29 protein-coding genes and 2 tRNA genes are annotated in these 24,868 nt (G+C 72.0%); 16 read left to right on the forward strand and 15 right to left on the reverse strand.

Annotated elements, in window-relative coordinates; translation table 11 throughout:
* Nucleotides 1-431 precede the first annotated feature (431 nt).
* From ABD194_RS17620 to ABD194_RS17630, 3 genes are read left to right on the forward strand one after another with little or no spacing between them, the layout of a single operon-like run.
* Entirely contained in the window at nt 432-704 is a 273-nt protein-coding gene (locus ABD194_RS17620; protein ID WP_343993760.1) for a hypothetical protein, read from the forward strand.
* Nucleotides 704-1,498 (forward strand): RNA polymerase sigma factor, encoded by a 795-nt coding sequence (locus tag ABD194_RS17625; RefSeq protein ID WP_343993762.1) that lies wholly within the window; start codon nt 704-706, stop codon nt 1,496-1,498. Before ABD194_RS17620 ends, ABD194_RS17625 begins: the two co-directional genes overlap by 1 nt.
* Nucleotides 1,495-1,743 (forward strand): anti-sigma factor, encoded by a 249-nt coding sequence (locus tag ABD194_RS17630; RefSeq protein ID WP_343993764.1) that lies wholly within the window; start codon nt 1,495-1,497, stop codon nt 1,741-1,743. Before ABD194_RS17625 ends, ABD194_RS17630 begins: the two co-directional genes overlap by 4 nt.
* A 40-nt stretch (nt 1,744-1,783) precedes the next feature.
* On the opposite strand, the gene ABD194_RS17635 is transcribed toward ABD194_RS17630, so the two are convergent.
* From ABD194_RS17635 to ABD194_RS17660, 6 genes are all read right to left on the reverse strand, one after another.
* Nucleotides 1,784-2,485 (reverse strand): GTP cyclohydrolase II, encoded by a 702-nt coding sequence (locus tag ABD194_RS17635; protein WP_343993766.1) that lies wholly within the window; start codon nt 2,483-2,485, stop codon nt 1,784-1,786.
* The gene (locus tag ABD194_RS17640) at nt 2,482-3,270 is read right to left on the reverse strand and encodes a RibD family protein (RefSeq protein ID WP_343993768.1); all 789 of its coding nucleotides are present in this window, start codon (nt 3,268-3,270) and stop codon (nt 2,482-2,484) included. Before ABD194_RS17640 ends, ABD194_RS17635 begins: the two co-directional genes overlap by 4 nt.
* Nucleotides 3,263-4,243 (reverse strand): lysylphosphatidylglycerol synthase domain-containing protein, encoded by a 981-nt coding sequence (locus ABD194_RS17645; RefSeq protein ID WP_343993770.1) that lies wholly within the window; start codon nt 4,241-4,243, stop codon nt 3,263-3,265. The genes ABD194_RS17640 and ABD194_RS17645 overlap by 8 nt, the downstream gene beginning before the upstream one ends.
* Before the next feature lie 92 nt (nt 4,244-4,335).
* On the reverse strand, nt 4,336-5,409 hold the full coding sequence (locus tag ABD194_RS17650) for a glycosyltransferase family 4 protein (protein ID WP_343993772.1): 1,074 nt from the start codon (nt 5,407-5,409) through the stop codon (nt 4,336-4,338).
* Nucleotides 5,410-5,418: 9 nt separating this feature from the next.
* Entirely contained in the window at nt 5,419-5,814 is a 396-nt protein-coding gene (locus ABD194_RS17655; protein WP_343993774.1) for a 6-pyruvoyl trahydropterin synthase family protein, read from the reverse strand.
* A 3-nt stretch (nt 5,815-5,817) separates the two neighbouring features.
* Nucleotides 5,818-6,816 (reverse strand): zinc-dependent alcohol dehydrogenase, encoded by a 999-nt coding sequence (locus ABD194_RS17660; RefSeq protein ID WP_343993776.1) that lies wholly within the window; start codon nt 6,814-6,816, stop codon nt 5,818-5,820.
* Nucleotides 6,817-7,036: 220 nt separating this feature from the next.
* Here ABD194_RS17660 and ABD194_RS17665 point away from each other — a divergent pair, with 220 nt between their 5' ends.
* A complete protein-coding gene (locus ABD194_RS17665; protein ID WP_343993778.1) occupies nt 7,037-7,423 on the forward strand; it encodes a hypothetical protein in 387 nt (128 codons plus the stop codon).
* Between the two features lie 65 nt (nt 7,424-7,488).
* On the opposite strand, the gene ABD194_RS17670 is transcribed toward ABD194_RS17665, so the two are convergent.
* The 6 genes from ABD194_RS17670 to ABD194_RS17695 form a co-directional block, all read right to left on the reverse strand.
* On the reverse strand, nt 7,489-8,118 hold the full coding sequence (locus ABD194_RS17670) for a dihydrofolate reductase family protein (protein WP_343993780.1): 630 nt from the start codon (nt 8,116-8,118) through the stop codon (nt 7,489-7,491).
* A gap of 86 nt (nt 8,119-8,204) precedes the next feature.
* Nucleotides 8,205-9,650, reverse strand: a complete 1,446-nt coding sequence (locus ABD194_RS17675; RefSeq protein WP_343993782.1) for a glycosyltransferase — start codon at nt 9,648-9,650, stop codon at nt 8,205-8,207.
* Nucleotides 9,651-9,796: 146 nt separating this feature from the next.
* A complete protein-coding gene (locus ABD194_RS17680) occupies nt 9,797-10,180 on the reverse strand; it encodes an SHOCT domain-containing protein (RefSeq protein WP_343993784.1) in 384 nt (127 codons plus the stop codon).
* Nucleotides 10,181-10,264: 84 nt separating this feature from the next.
* On the reverse strand, nt 10,265-10,648 hold the full coding sequence (locus ABD194_RS17685; RefSeq protein ID WP_343993786.1) for an SHOCT domain-containing protein: 384 nt from the start codon (nt 10,646-10,648) through the stop codon (nt 10,265-10,267).
* A gap of 116 nt (nt 10,649-10,764) precedes the next feature.
* Complete coding sequence (locus tag ABD194_RS17690; protein ID WP_343993788.1) at nt 10,765-10,998, reverse strand: hypothetical protein; 234 nt, start codon at nt 10,996-10,998, stop codon at nt 10,765-10,767.
* 136 nt (nt 10,999-11,134) lie between these two features.
* Entirely contained in the window at nt 11,135-13,678 is a 2,544-nt protein-coding gene (locus ABD194_RS17695; protein WP_343993790.1) for a winged helix-turn-helix domain-containing protein, read from the reverse strand.
* Nucleotides 13,679-13,853: 175 nt separating this feature from the next.
* Between ABD194_RS17695 and ABD194_RS17700 the strand changes: the two genes are divergently transcribed.
* Nucleotides 13,854-14,228, forward strand: coding sequence for a hypothetical protein (locus tag ABD194_RS17700; protein WP_343993792.1), 375 nt, complete (start codon nt 13,854-13,856; stop codon nt 14,226-14,228).
* Nucleotides 14,229-14,234: 6 nt separating this feature from the next.
* On the opposite strand, the gene ABD194_RS17705 is transcribed toward ABD194_RS17700, so the two are convergent.
* Complete coding sequence (locus tag ABD194_RS17705) at nt 14,235-15,065, reverse strand: class II glutamine amidotransferase (protein ID WP_343993794.1); 831 nt, start codon at nt 15,063-15,065, stop codon at nt 14,235-14,237.
* A gap of 123 nt (nt 15,066-15,188) precedes the next feature.
* Nucleotides 15,189-15,359, reverse strand: coding sequence for a hypothetical protein (locus ABD194_RS17710; RefSeq protein WP_425580004.1), 171 nt, complete (start codon nt 15,357-15,359; stop codon nt 15,189-15,191).
* Between the two features lie 88 nt (nt 15,360-15,447).
* On the opposite strand from ABD194_RS17710, the gene ABD194_RS17715 reads away from it, so the two are divergent.
* The 11 genes from ABD194_RS17715 to ABD194_RS17765 all read left to right on the forward strand — a co-directional run bounded on the left by ABD194_RS17715 (nt 15,448) and on the right by ABD194_RS17765 (nt 22,846).
* Nucleotides 15,448-15,774: a putative quinol monooxygenase gene (locus tag ABD194_RS17715; protein ID WP_343993796.1), complete on the forward strand. Its 327-nt coding sequence runs from the start codon at nt 15,448-15,450 to the stop codon at nt 15,772-15,774.
* A gap of 116 nt (nt 15,775-15,890) precedes the next feature.
* Nucleotides 15,891-15,963, forward strand: a tRNA-Gly gene (locus tag ABD194_RS17720).
* Between the two features lie 141 nt (nt 15,964-16,104).
* Nucleotides 16,105-17,082 carry a non-homologous end-joining DNA ligase gene (ligD, locus tag ABD194_RS17725; RefSeq protein ID WP_343993798.1) on the forward strand — a complete coding sequence of 326 codons (978 nt, stop codon included), beginning with the start codon at nt 16,105-16,107 and terminating at the stop codon, nt 17,080-17,082.
* A gap of 83 nt (nt 17,083-17,165) precedes the next feature.
* Nucleotides 17,166-17,651, forward strand: a complete 486-nt coding sequence (locus tag ABD194_RS17730) for a glutathione peroxidase (RefSeq protein WP_343993800.1) — start codon at nt 17,166-17,168, stop codon at nt 17,649-17,651.
* A 22-nt stretch (nt 17,652-17,673) separates the two neighbouring features.
* The gene (locus ABD194_RS17735; RefSeq protein ID WP_343993802.1) at nt 17,674-18,726 is read left to right on the forward strand and encodes a chorismate-binding protein; all 1,053 of its coding nucleotides are present in this window, start codon (nt 17,674-17,676) and stop codon (nt 18,724-18,726) included.
* 64 nt (nt 18,727-18,790) lie between these two features.
* Nucleotides 18,791-19,636: an aminotransferase class IV gene (locus tag ABD194_RS17740; protein ID WP_343993804.1), complete on the forward strand. Its 846-nt coding sequence runs from the start codon at nt 18,791-18,793 to the stop codon at nt 19,634-19,636.
* Nucleotides 19,633-20,124 carry a TIGR02611 family protein gene (locus ABD194_RS17745; RefSeq protein WP_343993806.1) on the forward strand — a complete coding sequence of 164 codons (492 nt, stop codon included), beginning with the start codon at nt 19,633-19,635 and terminating at the stop codon, nt 20,122-20,124. Before ABD194_RS17740 ends, ABD194_RS17745 begins: the two co-directional genes overlap by 4 nt.
* A 127-nt stretch (nt 20,125-20,251) precedes the next feature.
* Nucleotides 20,252-20,328 (forward strand) — tRNA-Val (locus tag ABD194_RS17750).
* Nucleotides 20,329-20,576: 248 nt separating this feature from the next.
* Complete coding sequence (locus ABD194_RS17755) at nt 20,577-21,947, forward strand: phosphoribosyltransferase family protein (RefSeq protein WP_343993808.1); 1,371 nt, start codon at nt 20,577-20,579, stop codon at nt 21,945-21,947.
* A gap of 10 nt (nt 21,948-21,957) precedes the next feature.
* Complete coding sequence (locus ABD194_RS17760; protein ID WP_343993810.1) at nt 21,958-22,308, forward strand: hypothetical protein; 351 nt, start codon at nt 21,958-21,960, stop codon at nt 22,306-22,308.
* A 19-nt stretch (nt 22,309-22,327) separates the two neighbouring features.
* A complete protein-coding gene (locus ABD194_RS17765) occupies nt 22,328-22,846 on the forward strand; it encodes a flavin reductase family protein (protein ID WP_343993812.1) in 519 nt (172 codons plus the stop codon).
* A gap of 60 nt (nt 22,847-22,906) precedes the next feature.
* Here the strand turns inward: ABD194_RS17765 and ABD194_RS17770 are convergent.
* The coding region (locus ABD194_RS17770) for an acyl-CoA dehydrogenase family protein (protein WP_425580005.1) at nt 22,907-24,868 on the reverse strand (1,962 nt) is incomplete at its 5' end.

The following is a 24,868-nucleotide window of genomic DNA, read 5'->3' on the forward strand; positions in this document are numbered from 1 at the left end:
CCGGGAGTCCTCGCGCAGGACGCCGACCCGGCGCCGCCATGCGCTCGGCAGTGCGAGCCAGCGACTCGCCGCCGAGGGGGAGGTACTGGTCCCACTCACGAGAAGGTCGGTGAGCTCGTCGAGGCCGAAGACGATCGGTGCGACGACGAAGGCAGCGCGCCGAACGGCATACGCCCGGTATGCCGGGTCGTTCCTCGGCGCGCGGGTGCGGTGTCCGCTGTGGAGGGTGAGCGGAGGCGGATGGTGAGCATGGCTGCTCCTGACGCTGGCCGGGTGGCCCTGCCCTGGTCACGAGACATCGGAACCTTGGAGTGGGACGCTGACGGGGTGTCAGCGCGCTCAGCACACACTGGTCTTACGGACGACCCGAACGACCGTCGGGACGTCGGCGCGTTCGGTAAGACGTGCGCCTCTCCGGACGGCAAACAGGCATGATCACCCGCCAGTCCAGTGCCAGACCTGCCCCGTGCGCATCGCCCGGGCCGCCGCTCGACGTCGTCGAATGGCGGCTGTGCAGGCTGCGCGAGGCGGGGTTCCCTGCGGCCCTTGTCGATTCGCTCGCCCGCCAGCGCGTCGACCTGCACGCCCTCCTGGAGCTGGTCGACGCCGGCTGCCCCCCAGAGCTGGCGGCACGCATACTGTCCCCCCTCGAGGACCTCGCGCCGCTCGGTGACGTCGGCACCGCCCGACGGGGGCTGCCCTGATGCCCGCGGTGAAGAGGGACGAGGCCCGCCGCGGCACTCGGTCGCCCCTGGCGCCGCTCGACGCCGATCCTCCCGCCGATCCTCCCGCCGACCCTCCCGCCGACCCTCCGGCCTGCGCTCCTGCGGACGAGCCGGTGGACTGGGTCGAGGCGCTGCGCGGCGACGGCCCCGACCAGCTCGCGGCCCTGCGACGGCTGCACGGCCTGATGCTCCGCGCGTGCGGTCACCAGGTGTGGCGGATGCGCGCCGCCCTGCCGGACACCTCCCCGGACGCCGTCGAGCTGCTCGTCAACCAGGCGGCCGACGAGGCCATGACGGCCCTCCTGGGGAAGCTGAACACCTTCGAGGGTCGGAGCCGATTCACCACGTGGGCCTTCAAGTTCGCCATCCTGCAGGCCGCCACCGAGGTTCGGCGCCTGCAGTGGCAGCACCGCGAGGTGGAGCTGCGCGACCTCGACGAGCCGTCGGCGTCTGCCGCTGACGATCCCCAGCTGCGCGCGGAAGGCACAGCGCTCGCCGACGCGGTGGTGGACGCCATGCGCCGGGTGCTCACGCCTTACCAGCGGCGCATCGCCGTCGCCCTCCTCGTCGACACCGTCCCGATCGACGTGCTGGCCGAACGGCTCGGCACGAGCCGCGGCGCCCTCTACAAGACGCTCCACGACACCCGGGTGCGGCTGCGCGCCGAGCTCACGGCCCAGGGCTTCCTGCCCGTGGACCGTCGACAGCCGATCCGGCCGCTGACGGCACCGGATCCCGACGACTCCTCCACCCCTGCGGGAGGCAACCGATGAAAGACACATCCCAGACACCGCAGTCACGCCCGTCGCCATTGACCGGTCCAGCCGTCGACGCGCTGCTGCGCGACACGACGCCATGGCTCTCCTGCGAGGACTGCTTCGAGCGGATGGACGCGTATGCCGACGGCGTGGTCCGCGGCACACATCCGCCTGATGACGCCATGGCCACGCACCTGAGCGCCTGCCCAGCCTGCGCAGAGGAAGCCGACTCCCTGATCGAGCTGCTGAGGGCCGAGTGACGGGCGGCGGCCGGCTCCCTCCCGGTACCGGCCTCCTGGCTCAGTCGGACTCACCCGGCGTGGCAGGCAGCTCGAGGGTGTGGGCGCCACTGCGTGCCTTCGTGGACAGGTAGTGCGCGTTGGCCGCTGACACGTGCACGGCGGTCGGGACCACGCGCGTGATCTCGAGGCCGAGCCGCTGCAGCTGGGCGGGCTTGTCGGGGTTGTTCGTGAGGATCCGGACGCGCGGGGTGTCGAGCGCGAGGAGCATCTGCGCGGCGACGGTGTAGTCCCGCTCGTCGGCGCCGAACCCGAGCGCGAGGTTCGCCTCGTAGGTGTCGAGACCGCGGTCCTGGAGGACGTAGGCGTCGAGCTTGGGGTACAGGCCGATCCCGCGGCCTTCCTGACGCAGGTAGAGCAGGTATCCGCCGGCGGCCGCGATCCGCCGGACTGCTTCGTTGAGCTGCGGCCCGCAGTCGCAGCGCCGGCTGCCGAACACGTCTCCGGTGAGGCACTCGCTGTGCAACCGCACGAGGGGCGCGGTGCCGGGCGGGCGAGGCGTCAGGTCCCGTGGCGCCGCCCGGTCACCCAGCCCGAGCGCCACGTGCTCGAGGCCGTCGACGAGCCCGCTGAACGTGTGCGCCAGTGCCACCGTCTGGAAACCGTCAGCCAGTGCCAGCGGCACGAGGACCGAGGTCCGGACGGTCGCGGGTGGTGGGAGGGTGTCCCCGAGCGACTCGGGACTCATCGCGGGTTGCGTCATCTGCCTGGCTCCATGTCTCGTTGCGTATGGGCATGGTCGGGTGAGGGCGGCAGCACCGCGCAGCGCGGGGACAAGGCATAGCGCAGCAGGGCGACGTCGCCGATCTGGCGCAGCTCCGTGAGCGTCGCCCGTCGGTCGCGGTCGAACGGGTACGCCGCGTCGCCGACGAAGCGCGTGGCGCGCGAGCTGCCGACGAAGAACGGCGCGACCACGAGCTGCAGCTCGTCGGCGAGGTCGGCGGCGAGCACCTGGGTGTGCACGGTGCCTCCACCCTCGACCATGAGCCTCCCGACGCCACGCGCCCGGAGGTCGGCGAAGACGTGCTGCAGCTCGCAGGCCTCGCCGACCGAGACGACGGTGGCGCGGCCCCCCACTCGGGCCAGGGCGTGGTCGTATGCCGTCAAGGGGCAGTAGACGAGCTTCTCCACCCCGTCGTCGGCGAAGAAGCGAGCCCTCGCGTCCAGGTCGCCCCTTCTGGTCAGGGTGACCTTCGTGGGGGAGTGCGACAGCCCACGGGCGACGCGGTCGGCGCGCCTCGTGGTGGAGCGGACGAGCAGGCGGGGGTCGTCGTGGCGGATGGTGGTGGCCCCGACGAGGATCGCGTCGGAGGCGGCCCGTTCGGCGTCGACGCGGTCGAAGTCGGCGTCGTTGGACAGGAGCAGCCGTTGCGGCCCGGGCGTGTCGAGGTAGCCGTCGATCGACATGCCGCAGCTGAGCACGACATATGGTCGATCCGGGGGCGCTGCCGGCCTCGTGGAAGCGGTCACGTCGTCGCTCTCAGGCATGCGCCCTCCCCGTGCAGGCCGGCCCGGGGACGCGGTTCCTCCGGCGGGAGTGCAGGATCACCGCGGCTCCCGGCAGGCTCGCGACGACCACCAGTGCCCCGTAGACCGCCGCGACGACGACGCCGCGGTCGGCGCCGAGTCCCGACGCGCCGAACACCCAGGCCGCCGCGCCTTCACGCGGGCCCCACCCGGCGAGGTTGACGGGGACGGCGGCCGCGAGGAGCACCACGAACGCCAGAGGGACGAGCTGCAGGGGCACCGCCGCGACTCCGGCGGCGCGAGCCGCGAGCAGGAACGTGCCGACGTGGCCGGCCACTGCGACAACCGACAGGACGACGACTGCCGGCCAGACACGAGGGGACAGCAGTGCCCGCCGAAGCCCGGAACGCGCACCCCCAGGCACAGCACCGACGCCGGAGCTTCTGCGCCGCAGTCGGGCTCGCATCCCGAGGCCCACGACGACCGCACCGGCAACACCGACGCCCCAACCGACCCGCCCGGGCGGTCCCACGGACAGCCCCGACGTCCAGTGGAGCGGGGAGGGCACGGTCGCCAAGGCGGCGAGCGCCAGCGCGACCTGGACGGCCTGGCCGGCGGCCCGCTCGCACACGACGGCATACGCCCCACGCGCCACGTCGCCGGCGGACCGGCCGTGGGTGACCGCGCGGTGCACGTCGCCGGCCACGCCGGCCGGGAGGGTCACGTTGAGGAACTGGGCCCGGTACGACGCGGCCACCGCGTCGGGCAGCGTCAGTGCCAGCCCCAGCCCGCGCGCGACGAGGACCCAGCGCCAGGCCACGCACACGGTGGAGACGACGGCGACCGCGACGGCGGCAGCGAGGGCGAGCCCGAAGGTCGCCGGGTCGACCTGGTGCCAGGCGTGCGTGACCGCCGCCGGCTCCACTCGCCAGGCCAGCACGCCGACGAGCGCCAGCACGCCCAGAGGACGCATCCACCAGCGGACCCACCCCATCCTCGCCTCCTGCGGTGCCTCGAGCCCTCGGCCTGCCGGCCCGGCACCGTTCCGGGCGCCACCCTCGAGGACGTCTCCAGGTCCGGAAGGGTTCAGTCGCGGAGCACTGCGAGCAGGGCCGCGACGTGCCGGGCTGTCCCTGACCACGGTAGGAGCCGCGACCGGCGCGCGACGGCGTACTGTCGCAGCCGGTCACGGAGGTCCGCCTCCGTCAGCCACGAGCGCAGCCCTGCCGCCAGGGCATGCGGGTCGCCCGCGGCCACCAGGAACCCCGGCAGGTCCGTGGTCTCCACGGCCCCTTCGACGCGTCCCTCACCACCGGGGCCGCGCAGGGTCGAGGGCAGGCCACCGGCGCTGCTCGCGGCGACGGGCACTGCGCGGGCCAGCGCCTCGGTGACGACCATCCCGTACGTCTCGACGCGGGAGGGCTGGACGACCAGGTCGGCGGACGCGTACGCGTCGGCGAGCTCCTCGCTGCGGAGCGGGCCCGGGAAGGAGACCCGGTCGGCGATGCCGGCGGCTCGCGCCCGCCGGACGACCTCGTCGGCGAAAGGGACGTCGATCTCGAGGGACCCGGCGCACACGCAGCGCCACGGCAGGTCGGTGAGCGAGCCCAGCGCGTCCACGAGCAGGTCCTGACCTTTGAGCGGGGTGACGGCCCCGACGCAGAGCAACCCGCCTCCGGCGGGTGTGCCGGCGGCCAACGGCGCCGAGTCGACGCCCGGTTCCACGACGTGGACACGAGCCCCCTCCGACCCCACCAGCCCGTGCATCCGGAGGAGACGGTCGCGGGACCATGCGCTCGTCGTGATGACCGTCGACGCCGCGCGCAGCACGGCCAGCTCACCGATGCCGCCAAGGGGCAGGTGGACGAGGACGACGAGGCACGCCCGGCGCGCCAGCGGCACCAGCACCTCCGGGGAACCCGAGGCCACGAGGCCGTCGACGAGCACGAGCCCACCGGTGGGAGGACGCGCAGCCGCCTCGCCGAGCGAGCGGCGTCCCGCCGCGTCGGGGACCGGCCAGCTGCCGGCGACCAGGTGCTCCTCGACCCTCCACCCGAGGCCCTGCAGCTCCGTGAGGAGGCGTGTGTCGTAGGTGTTGCCGCCGCTGGGACGCGTCGGGTCACGGACCGCCTCCGGCAGCAGCGCATGCAAGGTCGGCATCGTCGACCCTCAGAGGATCCGCTCGTACGACGCCCATGCCACGTGCGACTCGTGGAGGGTGACGACGAGACTCGTCACCCGCCCGGGGTCGGTGCCCAGGGCCCCGGACCGGATCAGCTCGGCCAGCTGGTCGGCGACGTGCCGGGCGAGCACCTCGGTCGAGGTGTTGCGTCCCAGACCCTCGACCTCGTCCAGGTTGCGGTAGCTGAGGTCCCCGACGAGCTCGTGCAGCTGTTCGGCGGCCAGCCCCATGTCGAGGAGGATCCCGTCGGGGTCGAGCTCGGGTCCACGGAACGTCGCGTCGACGACGAAGGTGGCGCCGTGCAGTCGCTGCGCCGGGCCGAACCGCTCACCCTCGAAGCTGTGGGCGACCATCATGTGGTCGCGGACGGTGACGCCGTACACCTGTCACCCCGTTCCGTCGCTCGTCGGGTAGGTGATCGAGTGGCAGATCGCGGGCAGGCGCCCGTCGGCCAGCCGCGGCAGCACGTCGGGAAGGTCCTCGAACGGCGAGCTGCCGGTGAGAAGCGCGTCGAAGGCGTCGTCGCGGAGCAGGTCCAATGCGAGAGATAGCCGTTCGGTGGTCGTGTACCTGGACCGGCGAGCGGGAGACACGACGCCCACCTGGCTGGCGCGGATGCCGAGACGCCCGGAGTGGAAGGCGCTGCCGAGGGCCAGCTCGACGGTCGTGTCGCCGTACCAGCTGAGCTCCAGGACGGTGCCCTCCGGCCTCAGCAGGTCGAGCGCGGTCTGCAGTCCGGCCGAGGTGGCGCTCGCGTGCACGACGAGGTCACAGGTCGCGACCGGCAGGCCCTCGTCCGGACGGGCGAAGGCGACCTCGAGCGCCTCTGCCGTCGTGGCTCGTGACGGGTCGACGTCGACGAGGATCACCTCCACGCCCGGGATGCGGGCGAGCAGCCGGGCGACGCTGCAGCCGACCATGCCCGCGCCGATGACGGCCACCCGGTCGCCGATCAGGGGCGGGACGTCCCACAGCGCGTTCACCGCCGTCTCCACGGCGCCGGCGAGCACGGCCCGCGCCGCGGGCAGGGCGTCGGGCACCACGACAACCGCCGACGCGGGCACGACGTATGCCGTCTGGTGCGGGTGCAGGCAGAACACGGTCCTTCCGCAAAGCGGAGAGGGGCCCTGCTCCACGACGCCCACGGAGAGATAGCCGTACTTGACCGGCGCAGGGAAGTCACCCTCCTGGAAGGGGGCGCGCATGGCCTCCCACTGGCTGCGGGGCACGGCGCCGCGAAACACCAGTGCCTCGGTGCCGCGGCTCACTGCCGAGTGCAGCGTGCGCACGAGCACCTCGCCGGCGCCGGGAGCGCGCACGATGACGGGCCGGATCTCCCCCCGCCCGGGCTCGACCAGCCAGAACGCTCGTGCGTCCGTCACCACGGCGTCAGCGTAGCCACGAGCCGACCTTCCGGCGGGTCACACGGCCCGAACCCGCGGTTCGACATGCAGTGCGACGCCGACGTCGTTCCGCTGACTTCCGCTGGCGTCCAGCCGATGGCGCGATGAACCGGCTACGCCCTTCCGGGCGTCATCACAGGTGTCCAACTAACGACGGCCCACGTGCTGGGGATCGGCTGTGGAGCAGGAAGGAAGGGCCATCATGACCCTGCGACTCGTGGGTGCAGCGGCGCTGCTCGTCTCCGCCGGAGTGCACCTCTACCTGTGGTTCGACGGGGTACGCGACCAGTCCGTCGGGCCGATGTTCCTCGTCAACGTCGTGTCCGGCGTCGTCATCGCCGGACTGCTCGTGGCCTGGCGCCACTGGGTGGCGGCGTTCCTGACTCTCGGCTTCGGGGTGGCGACCCTCGGAGCGTTCACCATCGCCTCGACCGTCGGCCTCCTCGGCATCCACACCGAGTGGCGCGGAGGCTCAGTCTGGGTGGCCGCGGCCGCCGAGGTCGTGTGCATCGTCACCGGCGGAGCGCTCCTCGTGCGCCAGCGGCCCGTCCTCCTCCACCTGCCGACCCATCACGGCACGCACGCGTGAACCACGCGGCGTGCATCCGGCCCCGAGCAACCGTCAGACCCCACGTCCGTCAGACCCCACGACCGTCAGGCCTCGCGTGTGAAGGTCAGGTGCGTGACGCCGCTGGGGGACGAGACCGACTCCACCGCGTAGCCGGCCTCCAGCGCCTCGAGGCCGTCCCACAGGCGCACGCCGCGGCCCAGCACGATCGGGACCTGCACGAGATGCATGTGGTCGACCAGTCCGGCGGCGAGGAAGTCGCGCACCACCGTGGCCCCGCCGCCGATCCGGACGTCCTGGCCGTCCGCTGCCGCGCGTGCCACCTCGAGCGCTTCGGCAGGGGAGGCGTCGAGGAAGTGGAACGTCGTGCCGCCCTCCATCTCGATCGGCGACCGCGGGCGGTGGGTGAGCACGAAGGTCGGGGTGTGGAAGGGCGGGTTCGGGCCCCACCATCCCCTCCAGTCCGGGTCGTCCTGCCACCCGGGGGGCCCGAACTTGTTGGCGCCCATGATCTCCGCGCCGATGCCGGGACCGTGGCGCTCGGCGAAGGCGTCGTCGACTCCCGCCGTGCCGCTCGGGTCCCAGTACCGGGTGGCCATCATCCACCGGTGCAGTCGTTGGCCGGCATGCCCGAACGGGGTCTCGAGGGTCTGCGGCTCGCCGGTGGCGAATCCGTCGAGGGAGATGGAGAAGTTGTGGATCCGTGCGAGTGACATCGGGCGCGCTCCTGGGTCGTCGACGGGTTCTGAACCGGTCCCGGACAGGGTGGCGCGTCGTGACGGTGTCCGCACCCCGAACACGATCAACGGCTCGGCGACTCCGAACCGGCGACCAGGGCGGCGAACAGCTCGCCGTACTGGATGAGATGACGGTCGCCGAGGAACTGTCGGGTCACGCGCTCGTGGGCCGCAGCGCCGATCCGCGCTCGGCGTCCGGGGTCCCGGAAGAGGTCGGCGGCGAGGGCGGCGAAGCGGTCGAGGTCCGCCGGGTCCTGCAGCAGCACGCCGCTGACGTCGTCCTCGATCTGGTCCACGATGCCGCCGACCGCCGAGGCGACGACGGGCCGCTCCTTCCACATCGGCTCGGTCACGGTGAGGCCGAAGCCCTCCATGAGGCTCTTCTGCACCACGACGGTCGCGTGCCGCTGAATGGCGTTGACCAGGTGCGCGTTCTCGTCGACGTCATCCATGGACAGGCAGCACAGGTGCACCCGCGCACGCGTCGGAGGCGGCAGTGCGGCACGCAGCTGTCGGCACTCGCTGAGCACCTGTGCCCCCTCGGGGTCGTCGCTCACCCCGCGCACGTCCGGACCGACGAGGAGCAGGTGCACGCCGTCGGGGAAGCGGGCCTCGTGGTCGGCGAAGCCGGTGAGCACACCGGCCATGTCCTTGAGCCGGTCCCACCTGCTGACCTGCAGCATCACGGCGGCGTCCGGAGGCAGTGGTCGCTCCTCGTCCACGAGCAGCCCATGGTGGACGCGGACGGTGCCCGGGGTGCCGTTCCGACGCACGAAGGCGACGTTCCCGTCCCCGTCCAGGCGCTCGACGATCCCCGCCCGGTGCAGCGCCCCGCGCACGCTCTCCTCCGTCATCGGGGCGTTCTTCGCACTGAACGGGTCGAGCGACGGCGGGATCACCCACACCCGGGATGCCGGCAGCCATGCCGGCGCGTACTCCCGCCGGGAGAAGACGTATGCGTCGGCGTCCTCGACGAACGGACGCAGAAAGTCCCAGGCCCGGCTGCTGTGCCCGTCGGCGCGGTCGCTCCCGATGTGGCAGCGCCAGATCACCTGTGCGCCCAAGGCGCGGAGGGCACCGGCGAGGCCGACGGTCTGGGGGTCGTGAAGCAGCACGATGTCGCCGGGCCGGACCTGTTCCTCCCAGCCCTCGAGGTTGCGGGCCAGGACCTCGCGGTAGTGGGACTCGTCGTCCGCGTCGAGCTCGGCCCCGTCTCCGGAGAAGCCGTGGATCAGGTTGTGCAGCCGCTTGGTCACGGTGAAGAACCGCTCGTCGCCCGTGACGACGACCCAGCGCGTACGGACCCCGGCGCCCTGGCCGTAGGCAACCAGCGTCTGGAGCATCTCGGCCACACCGCCGCCGCGCTCGGTCGAGCTGACGTTCCAGACCGTGCGCCCGGCCAGCCGGTGGGCCGCCCTGTCGGCAGCGGTCTTCAGGACGGCGACCCGCTCCGGCGGGAGCACCTCGGCGAAGCGATCCAGCCGTAGGGCACCGATCGACACCTCACGCATACTTCATCTTCCTGCGCGCGGCAGCCGGTGCCACGGTTTGGCTCGAACCCCGCCCTCGGGCGACACGAAGCCGCGGCTCAGCTCGTCCGGTGGGAGGGGCGTCTCGCGGTGACGCAAGACGCCCCTCCCGTTGCCGGGCAACGCTCTCAGGCCAAGGCCCTCACCTTGATCTGGGCGAAGTCCTCGGTGCTGATCGCGCCGCTGTCGAGCAGCGACTTGGCCTTGGTCAGCTGCTCGACGGGCGTCGAGCCGCTCGACCCGGCGACGCTCCTGACGTACACATCGCGCGCATCCGCCTGGCGCAGGTCTCGCTCCATCGTGCGCTCGGCCATGCCGCGGCCACGGACCATCAGGTAGACGAGGGAGGTGAGCAGGGGGAACACGACGAGGGCCAGGACCCACACCACCTTCGCGAAGCCGCCCAGGTCCCTGTCGCGGAAGAGGTCGCCGAGGATGCGGAAGAGCACCATCAGGTAGGCCACGAACAGGAAGGTCCACACCAGCAACCAGAAGTAGCTCCAGAAGTCCACGGCGACCCGGTCCTTTCATCACGACGCTTCGACGGCGTCAGCCTGACGAGGTCACTCCTGAAGGGCGACCTCGGCGGCGCCCGCTCAGGCGAGCGCCTTCTGCTTGATCTGGGCGAAGTCGTCGGCGGTGATCAGGCCGCTGTCGAGCAGGGACTTCGCCTGGGCGAGCTGGTCGACACCGGTCGCGCTCTGCGGCGCGGCCACACTGCGGATGTACTCCTCCTGTGCGGCCATCTGGCGCTGCTTGCCCTCCATCTCGCGCTCGGCCATGCCGCGGCCGCGGACGACGAGGTAGATGAGTGCGGCCAGGAAGGGCAGGACGAAGAGGACGACCACCCACAGGACCTTGGCGAATCCCCCCAGCTCCTTGTCCCGGAAGAGGTCTCCGAAGATGTGGAAGAGGATCATCAGGTATGCCACGAAGCAGAAGGACCATACGAGCAGCCAGAAGAAGCTCCAGAAGTCCATGGTGAGCCAGTCCTTTCATGATGACTCGCGAATGTGGCGGTGAGTGGCCGCCTCCACCACCCAATCTGTCGCGGCGAAAGGTCCGCGTCATCGCTCTCTGCGGACGAGAAGGTGGCTCACCGGGTGTCGGGCTGCCCCGTGCCATGGCGTTCCGGCGGCTCCTCGACGAGCTGCGTGGAGGTCACCTCCAGCCCCAGAGCGGTCAGGCTGCCGAGCACGGCCACCAGCTCCTGGCTGTCGTGCACCCGGACGGTCAGCGTCGTTCTGGTCCCGTCGCTGTCGCACCACGTGGCATAAGGCCAGATGTCGCGCTCGTCCACGTCCCCGGTCACGGTCACGACGGCGTGCATGGTGTCCCTCTCCCTCTGCGGTCCCCTGAGCGTCAGAGCCATAGTCCGGGCGCCGCAGCCACCTGCGCGTCGCCTCATCGGGGGGAGATGACCGCCGGTTCCTCGAGCGCCGGGGAGGTTGTCAGTACAGCTGGTGTCAGTACAGCTCCAGCTCGGCGGCGCGTCGGATCGCCGCCCGACGGCTGCTGACACCGAGCTTCTGGTAGATGTGCGCGATGTGCGTCTTGGCGGTGTGCAGCGAGATGTACTCCGCCTCGGCGATCTCGGCCGCGGTGAGGTTGGTCGCGAGGTAGTGCAGGATCTCGTGCTCACGCTGGGTGAGCTGCTCGCTCCAGCCGGTCACGTCCTGCCGCTGCCCGGAGGAGATCCGCGCCAGCACCTGCGTCACCGCCGTCGCGTGGGCGGTGCCGTGCCGCAGGTGCGACCTCAGCAGCCCCCGAAGCTGCTCGCCGGACGCGAGGAAGGGACCGTAGAGCTCGTCCGGCTCCGCCGCGGCCAGGGCGAGCTCGAGGGAGGTGTGCGCGTCCGGCCGATCCAGCGCCGCGCGCGCTTCCGCCTCGACGCAGCGCGAGGCGCACTCGACGTGCACGAAGCGGTCGGCGGGCACGTGGTCCAGCTCGGCCAGGGCGTCGGTCGGGAGGCCGGCGCGCACGAGCACCGTCGCACGGTGAGCCCGGGACAACGGGTACTCCGGTTCGGTCACCGGACCCCGGGCCAGGGCGACGGCCTCGCCCGTCCGGCCCTCGGCCATGAGCAGCAGTCCTTCGAGGGCGGCGTACATCGAGGGCCACATCGGGGCGCTTCGGCCGGACTCGATGAGCCCCTCGATCTGGTCCGCGGCCCGCCTCGCGCCGGTGACGTCGCCGAGGGACAGGCACGTCTTCGTGAGGAAGTTCAGCGTGAGCCCGCGCAGCTCCCAGTCGAAGGGGAGCATCATCGAGAGGCTCCGCTCGAGCTGTGCTCGTGACTCGTGCAGGTTGCCGCGCCAGTAGTCGAGCCACCCGAGGAACGCGACGGCGGGAGCGAGGGTGGACAGGCCCACCCAGCCGCGCTCCTCGGCACGTGTGAGGAGGTTGACAGCGAGGTCGCGGGTCTCGCTGAGCCGACCCTCCGCCACAGCAGGGATGCACGACTCCGCGAGTGCGGTCAGCTCCAGCGCCAGCAGCCCGGTGTCGTGCGCGGTGGCGGCGGAGGAGCGCAACATCTCGAGCACGAGGCCGCCCTGCCCCTGGAGCCGCGCCTCGCCCATCCCGACGAACATCTGGACCGACGCGAGGATGGCCGGCTCCGTGGGGCGCTGGCTCTGGTCGAACCGCTCGAGCAGTGCCGCTCCGGGCTCGAACGCCGCGCTGAGCCCCAGACCGTAACCGGTCCGGAAGAGCTCCACAACGGCCATGCGGTCCTCGAATCGTGCCTTCTCCGCCGCCGGCAGTCCTCCGCCGGCGCCACGAGCGGCGTCGATCTCGAAGCCGGCTTCATCCATCTTTCCCTGCTGGACCAGGATCAGCGCCCGGGCCAGGTGGGCGTCACCGGAGTACGACGACTGCTCCGGCAGCTGGTCGAGGGCGTCCAGAACAGCGTCCTCGCGCCCTTCGAGGAAGAGCTCCAGCCAGTGTTTCGTGAAGATCCCGGAGGTCAGGCCACCGTCGCCGGCCATCGCAGCGTGCCTGATCGCCGTCGGAGCGTCGACGGAGCTCCACCAGGCCGCGGCGGCAGCGTGCTGCGCGGTGGCCCGCTCGGGGTGGTCGGCGACCAGCCGCCGGTGGGTGTGTGCGGCGAAGAGGGGATGCCAGGAGTACCAGGGCTCGCTCCCGTTGCTACGGCGCGAGAGGAAGAGACCGTCGGCGACGCACTGCTCCAGCAGCACCTCGGCGTTGTGCGTGCCGCGCACGCTGTCCACGAGCGACGGACAGACCTGCTCGTCCAGCGTGCTGTCGAGCACGAACTCCCTCACGTCGTCGCTCAGGGAGGCAAGCACCTCCGTGGCGAGGTACTCGGCCAGCGCCTGGTCGCGCCGGAGCTCGGGCGGTACCTGCTGCCGGATCCCGTACTGGCGTGCCGCCAGTACCGCCATGCGCACACCCGCGGGCCAACCTCCGGTGGTGTCGTGGATGGATCCGACGGTGGCGGCGTCGAGGTCGAGCCCTGCGGCCCGTACGGCTTCAGCCGTCTCGTCGGACGTGAACGCGAGGTCCTCGTGCGTGAGGTAGGCGAGCCGGTCGTCCAGCCGGAGGCGCTGGAGACGAAGAGGCGGGACCACGCGCGCAGCGATGGCGATGCGCATGTTGGCAGGGGCCCATCTCAGCAGGTGGTCGACCAGACCGGCCGACGCCGGGGACACGGTGAGGTGCTGCAGGTCGTCGAGCACGAGTGTCGACGGCACTGCCGCGTCGTAGAGCACCTCGAGGAACGAGTCGACGAGGGTGAGCGGTTCGGCTCTCAGGGTCGACTCCCGCAGCGGCGCCAGGTCCGCCCCCGTCGCCTCCAGGTTCGACATGCCGGCAGCGGTGATGAGGTCCGACACGAGGCGCACCGGGACGCGGTCCGAGTCGTCGAGGGTCAGCCAGATGGCCACGCCGTGCTCCTGCTGGCGTCGCGCGGCCTCGGCGAGAAGCGTCGACTTTCCGTAGCCGGCCATGCCTGCGAGCACGACCACCGGGTGCCCGTCGATGAGTGGCACCAGTCGCGGGCGATCGATGGTCTGGGCGGACGCCGGTGGAGGGGTCATCCGCGCCTGACGTGGTCCAACCATGTCATCCCCGTCGGTGGATGCTTGCGTCTCTCTTCCTTGCCAGCCTAGTCACGGGCACCGGCGTTCGAGCCGACTTCGAGGGTTTGCGAATGTGAGGCCCGTTATGCAGAGGTACGACATCGTCATCGACGGGGAGCTGACCGCGGATCTGCTCGACCCCGCACTCCCGCTGCGCCGACGTAAGAGCGGCAGGGCGACCGTCGTCAGTGTCGACGCCGTCGACGCCGGCGTGCTGGGTCGAGCGCTGGCGCTGCTCGAGTCCCTGGGCATCGGTGTGACCGCGATCCACAAGGTGGAGGACGCCAGTGGTGGCGGTGGCGCCGAGGACGCCGGTGGGGCTGAGGACATCGAGGATGTCGAGGACATCGCGGGCATCGGGGACGCCGAGGGCATCGACGCCGAGGGCATCGACGCCGAGGGCATCGACGCCGAGGGCATCACCGAGGCACAGCAGATCCCCGGACCGCGAGGGCAGTGACGGGCGTCAGAGCACGAGGGCGGGACGCGTCGGTTCGAAGGGTCGGATCTCGTCGTCGCCGGGCTGGATGATGCCGCACGACGACTCGGGCACCTCGCGCCACGCCCCCGGGAGGTCCCGCAGCGGCTCTGAGACGACGAACCGGGTGTCGTCGCTCAGCGTCCGGAGCATCTCGAGCTCCGGGTGCAGCTCGCGCAGCCTGGTGACGTTCGTCGAGTGGTAGAGGGTGCGGCTCTGGTGCGCGGTGGAGTACCTGAAGGCCCACACCGAGTGTCCGTCGCTGGCTGCCATGGTGGCCTGGACAGGGTTCGGGATGCCGCGACGCTCGGCCTGCTCCTCGACGAAGCCCACGGCGCGTGCCACGGCGGCGATGGGGTCGTCCTCGAGCCCGAAGGTCAGGGCCAGGAAGAAGAGGGCCTCGGAGTCGGTGGAGCCCTCGACGTCCGGGTAGAGCGAGGGATCCACGGCGAACATGAGGTCACGCTTCAGCTCATGGAAGCCCCCGACGGCCCCGTTGTGCATCCACAGCCAGCTGCCGTGCCGGAACGGGTGGCAGTTGCTGCGCTGCACCGGCGTTCCCGTGGAGGCGCGCACGTGCGCGAACAGCAGACCGGTGCGCACCTGGGTGGTCACCTCCCGCAGGTTGCGGTCGTTCCATGCGGGTTCGACGCTCTTGAAGATCGCGGGGACCGGGCCCTCGCCGTACCACCCGATGCCGAAGCCGTCACCGTTGGTGGTCGTCGCCCCCATCCTCGAGTGCAGGCTCTGCTCGATGAGCGAGTGCTCCGGCTTGAAGAGGAGGTCCTCTGCGAGGACCGGTTCACCTGAGTACACCATCCAACGACACATGCATTCATTGCAGCGGCGCCCGCAGGGCCTGCTCATCAGCCGCCGAGGATGAGTCGGCCGCCCGACCGCTTGTGGCCACGCCCTTCGCCGGGGCAGCCCGACGGGCGGGTGTCACCACCAGTGGTGCTTCTCCTCGGCCAGCACCAGCCGTCCGAGGGCAGCCTCGTCACGTTCCGCGTGATCCTGACGGACGTACAGCTGCAGGTCGGCGACCCGGCCCGCGTGGTCCTCCTCGAGGGCCAGCGGCACGGCCCACGGCACCGCCCGCACGGGGTGGTTCACGTCGAGGGACGGGTACGCATCGGTCGACGACCACCCAGACGTGCATCCCGCTACTTGTCGAGGCACGTCGACACCAGGAGGAAGCACCTTGATCTTCATCACCGCGAAGTTCGCCGTGAAGCCGGAGCACGCCGACGACTGGCCCCAGATCTCCCGGGCGTTCACCGAGGCCACCCGCGCCGAGGAGGGCTGCCTGTGGTTCGACTGGTCCCGCAGCCTCGACGACCCGACCGAGTACGTGCTCGTCGAGGCCTTCCGTGACGAGGCCGCAGGTGGCGCGCACGTGCAGAGCGACCACTTCACGGAGGCCACCTCGACCCTTCCCGCCTACCTGTCCGCCACGCCGAAGATCGTCAACACGACGGTCGAGGGCACGCAGTGGTCAGAGCTCGGCGAGATGGAGGTCGAGCAGTAGTCGGAGCGCACCCGAACGGCTGCCGAACGACCACGCGCAGAGCGGGTTTCGCACTCGGCCCGGCCGTCCGCTATGGTCTACCTCGCGCCCCGGGCCCACGGCTCGGAGGTTGGCACGCGGACGTAGCTCAGTTGGTAGAGCGCAACCTTGCCAAGGTTGAGGTCGCCGGTTCGAGCCCGGTCGTCCGCTCCGCTGGAAGGGCCCGTCGACTCACGTCGGCGGGCCCTTCCGCTTCTGCGCGCACCCCGCGGAGTGCCCGGCGCCAGGCGAGCGGGAGCCGGGCCGTGCCATATGCCGTGTGCCGCCTCGCGGGTCCGTAGGCTGTCGCCCATGGTTGCGTCGAGCAAGACCCCCGCCGTGGAGCTCGAGGTCGGCGACCACACGGTGCGCCTGTCCAACCCGGACCGCGTCTACTTCTCGGAGCGCGGCGAGACCAAGCGTGACCTGGCCGACTACTACCTGTCGGTCGGCCCCGGGATCGTCAACGCGTTGCGCGACCGGCCGTGCATGCTGCACCGGTTCCCCAAGGGCGTCGACGGCCAGAAGGTGCACCAGAAGAGGCTGCCGGCGGGAGCGCCCCCGTGGGTGCAGACCGTGCGCCTGCACTTCCCCCGCTACGGCCTGCACGCCGACGAGCTGTGCGTCACGCAGCTGGCCGACGTCATCTGGGCCGTGCAGATGTCCACGGTCGAGTTCCACCCGTGGAACAGCCGGCGCGCCGACACCGAGAAGCCCGACGAGTGGCGCATCGACCTCGACCCGATGCCCGAGTGCGGCTTCGACACGGTGCGACGGGCGGCGGCCACGACCCACGAGATCCTCGACGAGCTCGGCGCCGTCGGCTGGCCGAAGACCTCCGGTGGTGCGGGCCTTCACGTCTACGTCCGCATCGCCCCGGAGTGGGGGTTCAAGGACGTGCGCCGCGGAGCGCTGGCCTTCGCCCGCGAGGTGGAGCGGCGGCTGCCCGACGAGGTCACGACGACGTGGTGGCGCCGCGACCGGTCGCCCAAGGACCTCTTCGTCGACTACAACCAGAACGCCCGCGACCACACGATCGCGGCTGCCTACAGCGTCCGGGGCAACCCACGCGGCACCGTCTCGGCGCCGCTCACGTGGGACGAGATCGCGGATGCCGAGCCGCAGGACTTCACCATCGCGACCATGCCCGACCGCTTCGCACGGCTCGGCGACCTGCACGCCGGCATCGACGACGCGGTCTTCGACTTCCGCCCGCTGCTGGACTGGGCAGAACGCGACGAGCGCAGCGGCAAGGACGTCCCACCCGAGCCAGAGGACGGCTCGGCCTGAGCTCCGGAAGAGCCCGCACGGACCACCCATCCGCGAGGGCCCCCGTTCGAACCCCATCACCGACCGAACAAAGAGGAGTCACCGTGACGGTGCTGCACGACTTCAAGGCCACCTCCCTCGACGGGACGGAGGTCTCGCTGGACGCGTACTCCGGCGACGTCGTCCTCGTCGTCAACACCGCCAGCAAGTGCGGTTACACGCCACAGCTGGCGGGACTCGAGACGCTCCACGAGACCTTCCGCGACCGGGGCTTCACGGTCCTCGGGTTCCCGTGCAACCAGTTCGGCGGCCAGGAGCCGGGCACCGCGGAGGAGATCGGGGAGTTCTGCCGGAAGGACTACGGAGTGACGTTCCCGATGTTCGCCAAGGTCGAGGTCAACGGGCCGGGGGAGCACCCGCTCTTCACCTGGCTCAAGTCGGAGAAGGGCGGCCTGCTCGGCGCGCGGATCAAGTGGAACTTCACCAAGTTCCTCGTGGGCCGCGACGGCACGGTCATCGGCCGCTACGCGCCCACCACCGAGCCCGCCGACCTCGCCGACGACATCGAGAAGGCCCTCGGGGCCCAGTAGGCCCACCCCCTACGATCGGCGCGTGGACCACGCCCGCTTCGCCGACCGGGACGCCCACGGCGTCCTCGACGTCCGCCACGGCCAGGACGCCCTGGAGGCCATCTCCGGCGAGGGGTTCTGGGCCGTCGTCGCCACCTTCGAGGGCGACGTGACGGCGGTGCGGTTCCAGCACGTGACCAAGCGGGCGCATGCCGTCACGCACGGCGACGCCCTCGACCCCGCTCCCGCAGGGGGCTGGCGCCCGCTCGACCGGCGCTGGCACAGCTCGCTGGACCGGACGGCATACGTGGGAGCGGTGCGGGAGGTGCAGCGGCGCATCGCGGCGGGCACCGTCTACCAGGTGAACGTCTGCCGAGTGCTCAGCCACGAGCTCACGGCGGACGCGGATCTCGACGCACTGGGTTCGCTCGTGCGGCACGGCAATCCCTCCCCGCACGGTGCGCGCGTCCGATGCGAGCCGGCAGGGCTCGACGTCGTGAGCGCCTCACCCGAGCTCTACCTCTCGCGACACGGCCGGCGACTCGTGACGCGCCCGATCAAGGGCACCGCCGCCACGGCCGACGCGATGCTCCCGAAGGACCATGCGGAGAACGTCATGATCGTCGACCTCATGCGCAACGACCTCTCCGGCGTCTGCGACCCGGGGACCGTCACCGTCGACGCGCTGTGCGAGGTGGAGCAGCATCCGGGCCTCGTGCACCTGGTCTCCACGGTCAGCGGCCGCCTGCGCGAGGAGGCCGCCTGGACCGACGTCTTCGCGGCCGCCTACCCGCCCGGTTCGGTGTCGGGAGCCCCCAAGTCCAGCGCCCTGACCGCCATCCGCGACCTCGAGGCGGCGCTGCGTGGGCCGTACTGCGGCGCGGTCGGGTGGGTCGACGCCGACGCCGACGAGGCCGTGCTGGCTGTCGGCATCCGCACCTTCTGGGCCGAGCACGATGACGACGGCCGGCGCTGGCTGCGGTTCGGCACCGGCGCCGGCATCACGTGGCACTCGGACCCGGCGGGGGAGTGGGCCGAGACCGAGCTCAAGGCGGCCCGGCTGATCGGGCTGGCCGCGGGCGTTGTGACACCATGAGCCCTCGCGGTCGGCCGCCCATCCGGCGGCTGCGGGGTCCGGAGGAAAGGGACGTCAGAGGCACATGAGCAGCACCACACGCGTCTGGGTGAACGGCGACCTCGTCGACCCGGACGGCCCCTCCGTATCGGCCCTCGACCACGCGGTCACCGTCGGCGACGGCGTCTTCGAGACCGCCAAGATCGTCGACGGCCGGCCCTTCGCCCTCACGCGCCACCACCGGCGGCTCGAGCGGTCCGCGGCCGGCCTGGGCCTGCCCCCGCTCGACCTCGCCGTCGTGGACAAGGGTGTGGCCGCCGTCCTCGACGGTCCGGTGATCGACTTCGGTCGCCTGCGCTACAGCGTCACCGGGGGCCCCGGGCCGCTCGGCTCCGACCGCGGCGACACGTCGCTGACCTACATCGTGCTCGCCGCGCCACAGGCCCGACCGCCGCAGAGCGGCAAGCTGACCGTCGTGCCGTGGACCCGCAACGAGCGCTCGGCCGTGGCCGGGCTCAAGACCACCTCGTACGCCGAGAACGTCGTGGCGCTGGCCCGCGCCAAGCAGGAGCGCGCCGTCGAGGCCGTCTTCGCCAACACGCGCGGCGAGCTGTGCGAGTGCACCGGCAGCAACGTCTTCGTCGTCGTCGACGGCACCGTGCTCACCCCGCCGACCGACGCCGGCCTGCTGCCCGGCATCACCCGTGAGCTGACGATCGAGTGGGGCCGGGCTGCCGGCGTCGAGATCCGCGAGGAGGCGCTCCCGCTCGACATCCTGCACACCGCTGACGAGGTCTTCATCACCAGCACCACGAAGGACGTCCTGCCCATCCACGCGGTCGACGAGCGCCTCCTGCCCGTCGAGCACCCGGTGACGGACGAGCTGCAGCGGGTGTTCCGCAGCAGCTCCGAACGGGACAGCGACCCGTGACGCCGGCCGGGGGGGCACGCGACCGCCCGGGGGAGGACGCGCGTACGCCGGTGGACTACTCCGACGTCGGCGTCACGCTCGACGCCGACGAGGACCGCTGGGCCTGGCGGGCACGGCTACGCCGCAACCCGGTGACGCACGCCATCTGGCGCACGGCCGTCGGCGTCGTCGGCGCGCTGGTCACGGTCGCCGGCCTCATCATGGTGCCCGCGCCCGGTCCGGGCTGGCTCGTCGTCTTCTTCGGGCTGCTGATCCTGGCCAGCGAGTTCGAGTTCGCCCAGCGCTGGCTCGACTTCGCCAAGCACCACGTGAGCCGCTGGAACGACTGGATCATGTCGCAGGCGATCTGGGTGCGGGGCCTCGTGGCGCTCGGCACGCTCCTCGTCGTCTGGGCCGTCGTGTGGGGCTATCTCGCCCTGGCCGGCATCCCGCCGTTCGTGCCCGAGTGGGCGGAAGAGCTCCTGACGCAGGTGCCCGGAGTCGACTGAGCGCCACGCCGGGCACCGACCGCCGCACCGGGTTCCGCCCTCGCGGCGGGCCGATTACCGCGACCGCCTCCCTTGCGGCTATTGTTTGCAACCGTCGCCCCGAGGCCTCCTCGGCACAGGGGCGCCCGGACGTGTAGCTCAGTTGGTTAGAGCGTTCGCTTCACACGCGAGAGGCCAGGGGTTCGAGTCCCTTCACGTCCACCAACACCGGCCCCCGCGCTGCCAGCAGGCAGCCGGGGGCCGTCGCCGTTCTCCGGCGTCGCGGTGACACGGCCCCGTCGGACGGCGTCGCTCGGGACCAAGGTCTCTGCTGCGTGCCGTGCTCTCGGTGCACCATGGTCCGAGACACGACGCCGGCGGGTGGCTGCGCCCTGGCCGGACGACCGGCCGGGCCCGCGCCATCGCGTGACCTGCGCTTCCGCCGCTCGGTGTCCGAGCCGAGGGAGGCCACCATGGTCGTTTTCGAGGACCGGCGAGATGCGGGCAGCCGACTGGTCGAGGAGCTCGGGTTCCTCAAGGGCCAGGACGTCGTCGTGCTCGGGCTTCCCCGAGGAGGCGTGCCGGTCGCGGCCGTCGTGGCGGCGGCCCTCGACGCCCCGCTCGACGTCATCGTGGTCCGCAAGCTCGGGGTGCCCTTCCAGCCCGAGCTCGCCATGGGCGCGATCGGGGAGGGGGGTGTCAGCGTCGTCGACGCGAGGATGGTCAGGCGCGCCCGTGTCACCGACGAGGAGCTGGACGCCGTCGAGGCGCGGGAGCGGGCGGTGCTCGACGGCCGTGTCGAGCGACTGCGTCGTGGCCGTCCTCGTACAGACCTGCGGGGCCGGGTGGCGGTCGTCGTCGACGATGGGATCGCCACGGGGTCGACGGCGCGGGTGGCGTGCCTGGTGGCCCGGCGCCTCGGTGCCGAACGCGTCGTGATCGCCGTCCCCGTGGCACCTCCCGACACCCTGGCCCACCTCCCCGAGGCCGACGAGGTCGTGTGCGTGTCCGCACCGGCGCACTTCCGCGCCGTGGGTGCCCACTACGACGACTTCTCCCCGACCTCGGACGACGACGTCGTCGACCTGCTCCAACAGGCCGATCGCCGGTCGCGGGTGGCGCGCGCCGCGCGAGCCACCGACTGCGACGTCGACGAGGACGTCGCCATCCCGGCCGGGTCGGTGACGATCGAGGGGCACCTGCGACTCCCCGAGCGCGCCACTGCGGTCGTCGTGTTCGCGCACGGCAGCGGCAGCAGCCGCCACAGCCCCCGCAACCGGTATGTCGCCGACATCCTCCACGGCGCCGGCCTCGGCACCCTGCTGCTCGACCTGCTGACCCCCGAGGAGGAGGGCGACCGCACCAAGGTGTTCGACATCCCGCTCCTCGCAGGGCGCCTCGAGTCCGCGTCCGGCTGGCTGGCGCTGCGACCCGACACCGCCTCGTGCACGGTGGGCTACTTCGGCGCGAGCACCGGGGCCGGCGCCGCGTTGTGGGCCGCGGCCGAGCCGGACGCGCGGGTGGCCGCCGTCGTGTCCCGTGGGGGACGTCCGGACCTCGCAGCGCCGCGCCTGGCGGACGTACGCGTACCCACGCTGCTCATCGTCGGCGGCGCCGACGACGTCGTCCTGGGGCTCAACCGGCGGGCCCGGGCCGCGCTCGGGGGCGGTTCGAGCGAGCTGGCCGTCGTGCCGGCCGCCACGCACCTCTTCGAGGAGCCCGGGACGCTGGCGCAGGCCGCGCAGCTCGCCAGGGACTGGTTCGTGCGCCACCTCGCCCACGACCCGGCCGGCGTCACTCACCGGGCGGTGCGGCGGGGCGCCGACGGCTCCCGCGCGGACTAGCGTGGGAGACATGATCGCCACGGTCTCGAGCCTCTACATCTATCCCGACTCCGACGCGCCCGGTCAGGAGCTGGACTCCGTCGAGGTGACCGAGTCCGGCCCCGAGGGCAACCGCTCGAAGAAGCACGCCGTGCACCTGGTGTCCGTCGACGACTACGTCGAGACTCACCCCAAGGCCAACATCGTGCTCGACATGGACTCCTCGGCGCTGGAGAAGCTGGTGGGTCGCATCGTGCGCCTCGGCGACTGCACGCTCGAGGTCACCCAGACGCCTTCGCAGTGCGCCGGGGTGTATGCCCGGGTCGTCGAGCCGGGCACGGTGTCGGTGGAGGACTCCCTGCTCGTCGCCGCGCCCGAGTGAGAGGGTCCTGCGCCCTCCCATGACCATCCACACCGAGCACCCGTTCGACACGCCCGAGGACGACCGCGACCAGCTGCGCCGTCTCCGCGGCCGCGTCGGCGGGGCCGTCTCGCTCTGGACGGCCGGTGAGGGGATCGAGCGCGCCGGCCTGACCGTCTCGTCGTTCCTCGTGGCCACCGGCGATCCGGGGCGCGTCGTCGGCCTGCTGCACCCGGACTCGGACCTGCTCGACCGGCTCCAGGAGACCGGGACGGCCGTGGTCGCGCTGCTCGGGGCGCGCGACGAGCGACTGGCCGACGCCTTCGCCGGCACGATGCCCGCGCCGGGAGGGCCCTTCCGCCTCGCCGAGTGGGAGCAGACCGAGTGGGGTCCTCGAGCGGTCGGGGCGCAGACGTGGGCGGGGGTGCGGCTCGACCCCGCGACCGTGCACGAGGTGGGCTGGTCGGTGCTCGTCGAGGTGGTCGTCGAGCACGTCGTCGTCGGAGCGGACGACACGCCGCTCGTGCACCGGCGGGGTCGCTACCAGCGTCCCTCGTGAGCGCGCGGCGGCGTGGAGGGGCGGTAGTCGCCGCCGTCCCTCCACGCGCCGTGGGCCGGCTCAGGCCGTGCCCGACATCTCCGTCGTCAGCAGTCCCTCCGGGATGCCGAAGGCGTCGACGAGAGTGGTCGCGTGGGGGCGCAGCTCGGCGCAGACCTCGTTGACCAGAGCGGTCAGCGCCTTGGCGCGGGCCGGGCTCAGCCGGTCGTGCTCGAGGTACCACGCCTTGTGCCGCTCGATGGTGGACAGGACGTGGAGGTCGCAGACACGGGCCAGCAGGGCGCGGGCGTCCTCGTCGACGCACGACTCGACGGAGGCCGCGAACGACTCGGCCACCATGCGCTCGACGTGGGCGCTCGCCGCCTCGACGAGGTGGTCCTGCGTCGCGTTGAAGACGGCGAAGGAGTCGACCCCGGGAGCGGTGGCGCGGCGCAGGCGCCGGGCCAGCCCCTCGATGAGGTGCTCCTCGCGCTCGCGCAGCAGCCGCAGCTGGGTGCCGCGGATCCCGAAGGCCACCACCTCCTCGCGGCCGGGGGCGGCGTCGACGATGCGCTGGATGATGCCGCGGGCCGAGGAGCGCTCGATGACCGTGCCGCCGACGAGCCGGGCTCCGAACCGCACGATCCCCGCCGTGTCGAGGTCGCCGAAGGTCGCCTGGTACTCCGCCAGCAGCGACTTGGCCACGAGCTGCAGCAGCACCGTGTTGTCGCCCTCGAACGTCGTGAAGATGTCGGTGTCGGCCTTGAGCGCCGCGAGCCGGTTGGCCCAGAGGTAGCCGGCGCCACCGCACAGCTCCCGGCACTCCTGGATCGTGTCGGTGGCGTGCCGCGTCGTCAGCACCTTGATGCCGGCGGCCCGGGTCTCCAGCTGCCGCTGGTCCTGCTCCGAGGCCGCGCGCCCGCTCAGCACGTCGTCCATCGCACGGACGAGCTCGTGCTGGGCCACCTGCAGGGCGTAGGCCGTGGCGATCCTCGGCAGCAGCCGCCGTTGGTACGTGCGGTAGTCCAGGACGGTGGTCTCCACCTCGGTGCCCGGGGCGGCGAACTGGCGGCGCCCGGCGGCATACGTCGTCGTGACGGCGAGCGCGGAGCGGGCCGCGGCACCGGCGCCACCGGCCACGGAGATGCGTCCCCGCACGAGGGTCCCGAGCATGGTGAAGAAGCGGCGGCTGGGGTTGTCGATCGGGCTCGTGTAGGTGCCGGCGTCGTCGATGTCGCCGTAGCGGCCGAGCAGGTTGGTGCGCGGCACCCGCACCTGGTCGAACATCAGCCGGCCGTTGTCGACGCCCGCGAGGCCGAGCTTGGGGCCGCAGTCCTCGATGGTGACGCCCGCGGCAGGGGTCCCGTCCTCGTCGCGGATGGGCACGAGGACGCAGTGGACGCCGCGCGGCTCCCCGTCCACGAGGAGCTGGGCGAAGACGGCGGCCATCCGCCCATCCCTCGCGGCATTGCCGATGTAGTCCTTGCGCGCGGCCGGCTCGGGGGAGTGCACGACGATCTCGTCGGTGGCCGCCTCGAAGGTGGCTGTGGTCAGCAGGCTCTGCACGTCGCTGCCGTGACCGGTCTCCGTCATGGCGAAGCAGCCCTGGAGCTCGCCCGAGATGATGCGGGGGAGCAGGTCGTCGTGGCGGCTCGTGCCGAGGAGCGAGACGGCGCCGCCGAAGAGTCCCCACTGCACGCCCGCCTTGACGAAGAGCGACAGGTCGCTGTGGCCGAGCATCTCGAAAGCCGCCACCGCCTCGCCGTAGCCCGCGGTGCCTCCCTGGTGCTTCGGGAAACCCGCTGCGGCATAAGGCTGCTCGGCCAAGGCGGCGAGCTGGGCCGTGACGCGGGCCCGGTGCTCGTCCGTCGGCAGCGGCTCCGGGAGTGCTCCGAACGTCGCGGCGTCGAGGGCGCGGCAGTGCTCGCGCACCTCGTGGAACGGGCCGTCCAGGTGGCGGCGCAGGGCCGTGGTGAGGTCGGGGTCGGTCGTCGCCGGCGGCGTCCTGCCGGCCAGCTGCGCCGGCCCTTCTGCCGGCGTCTC

Source organism: Terrabacter terrae, from assembly GCF_039529575.1.
GTDB classification, from domain to species: Bacteria; Actinomycetota; Actinomycetes; order Actinomycetales; family Dermatophilaceae; genus Terrabacter; species Terrabacter terrae.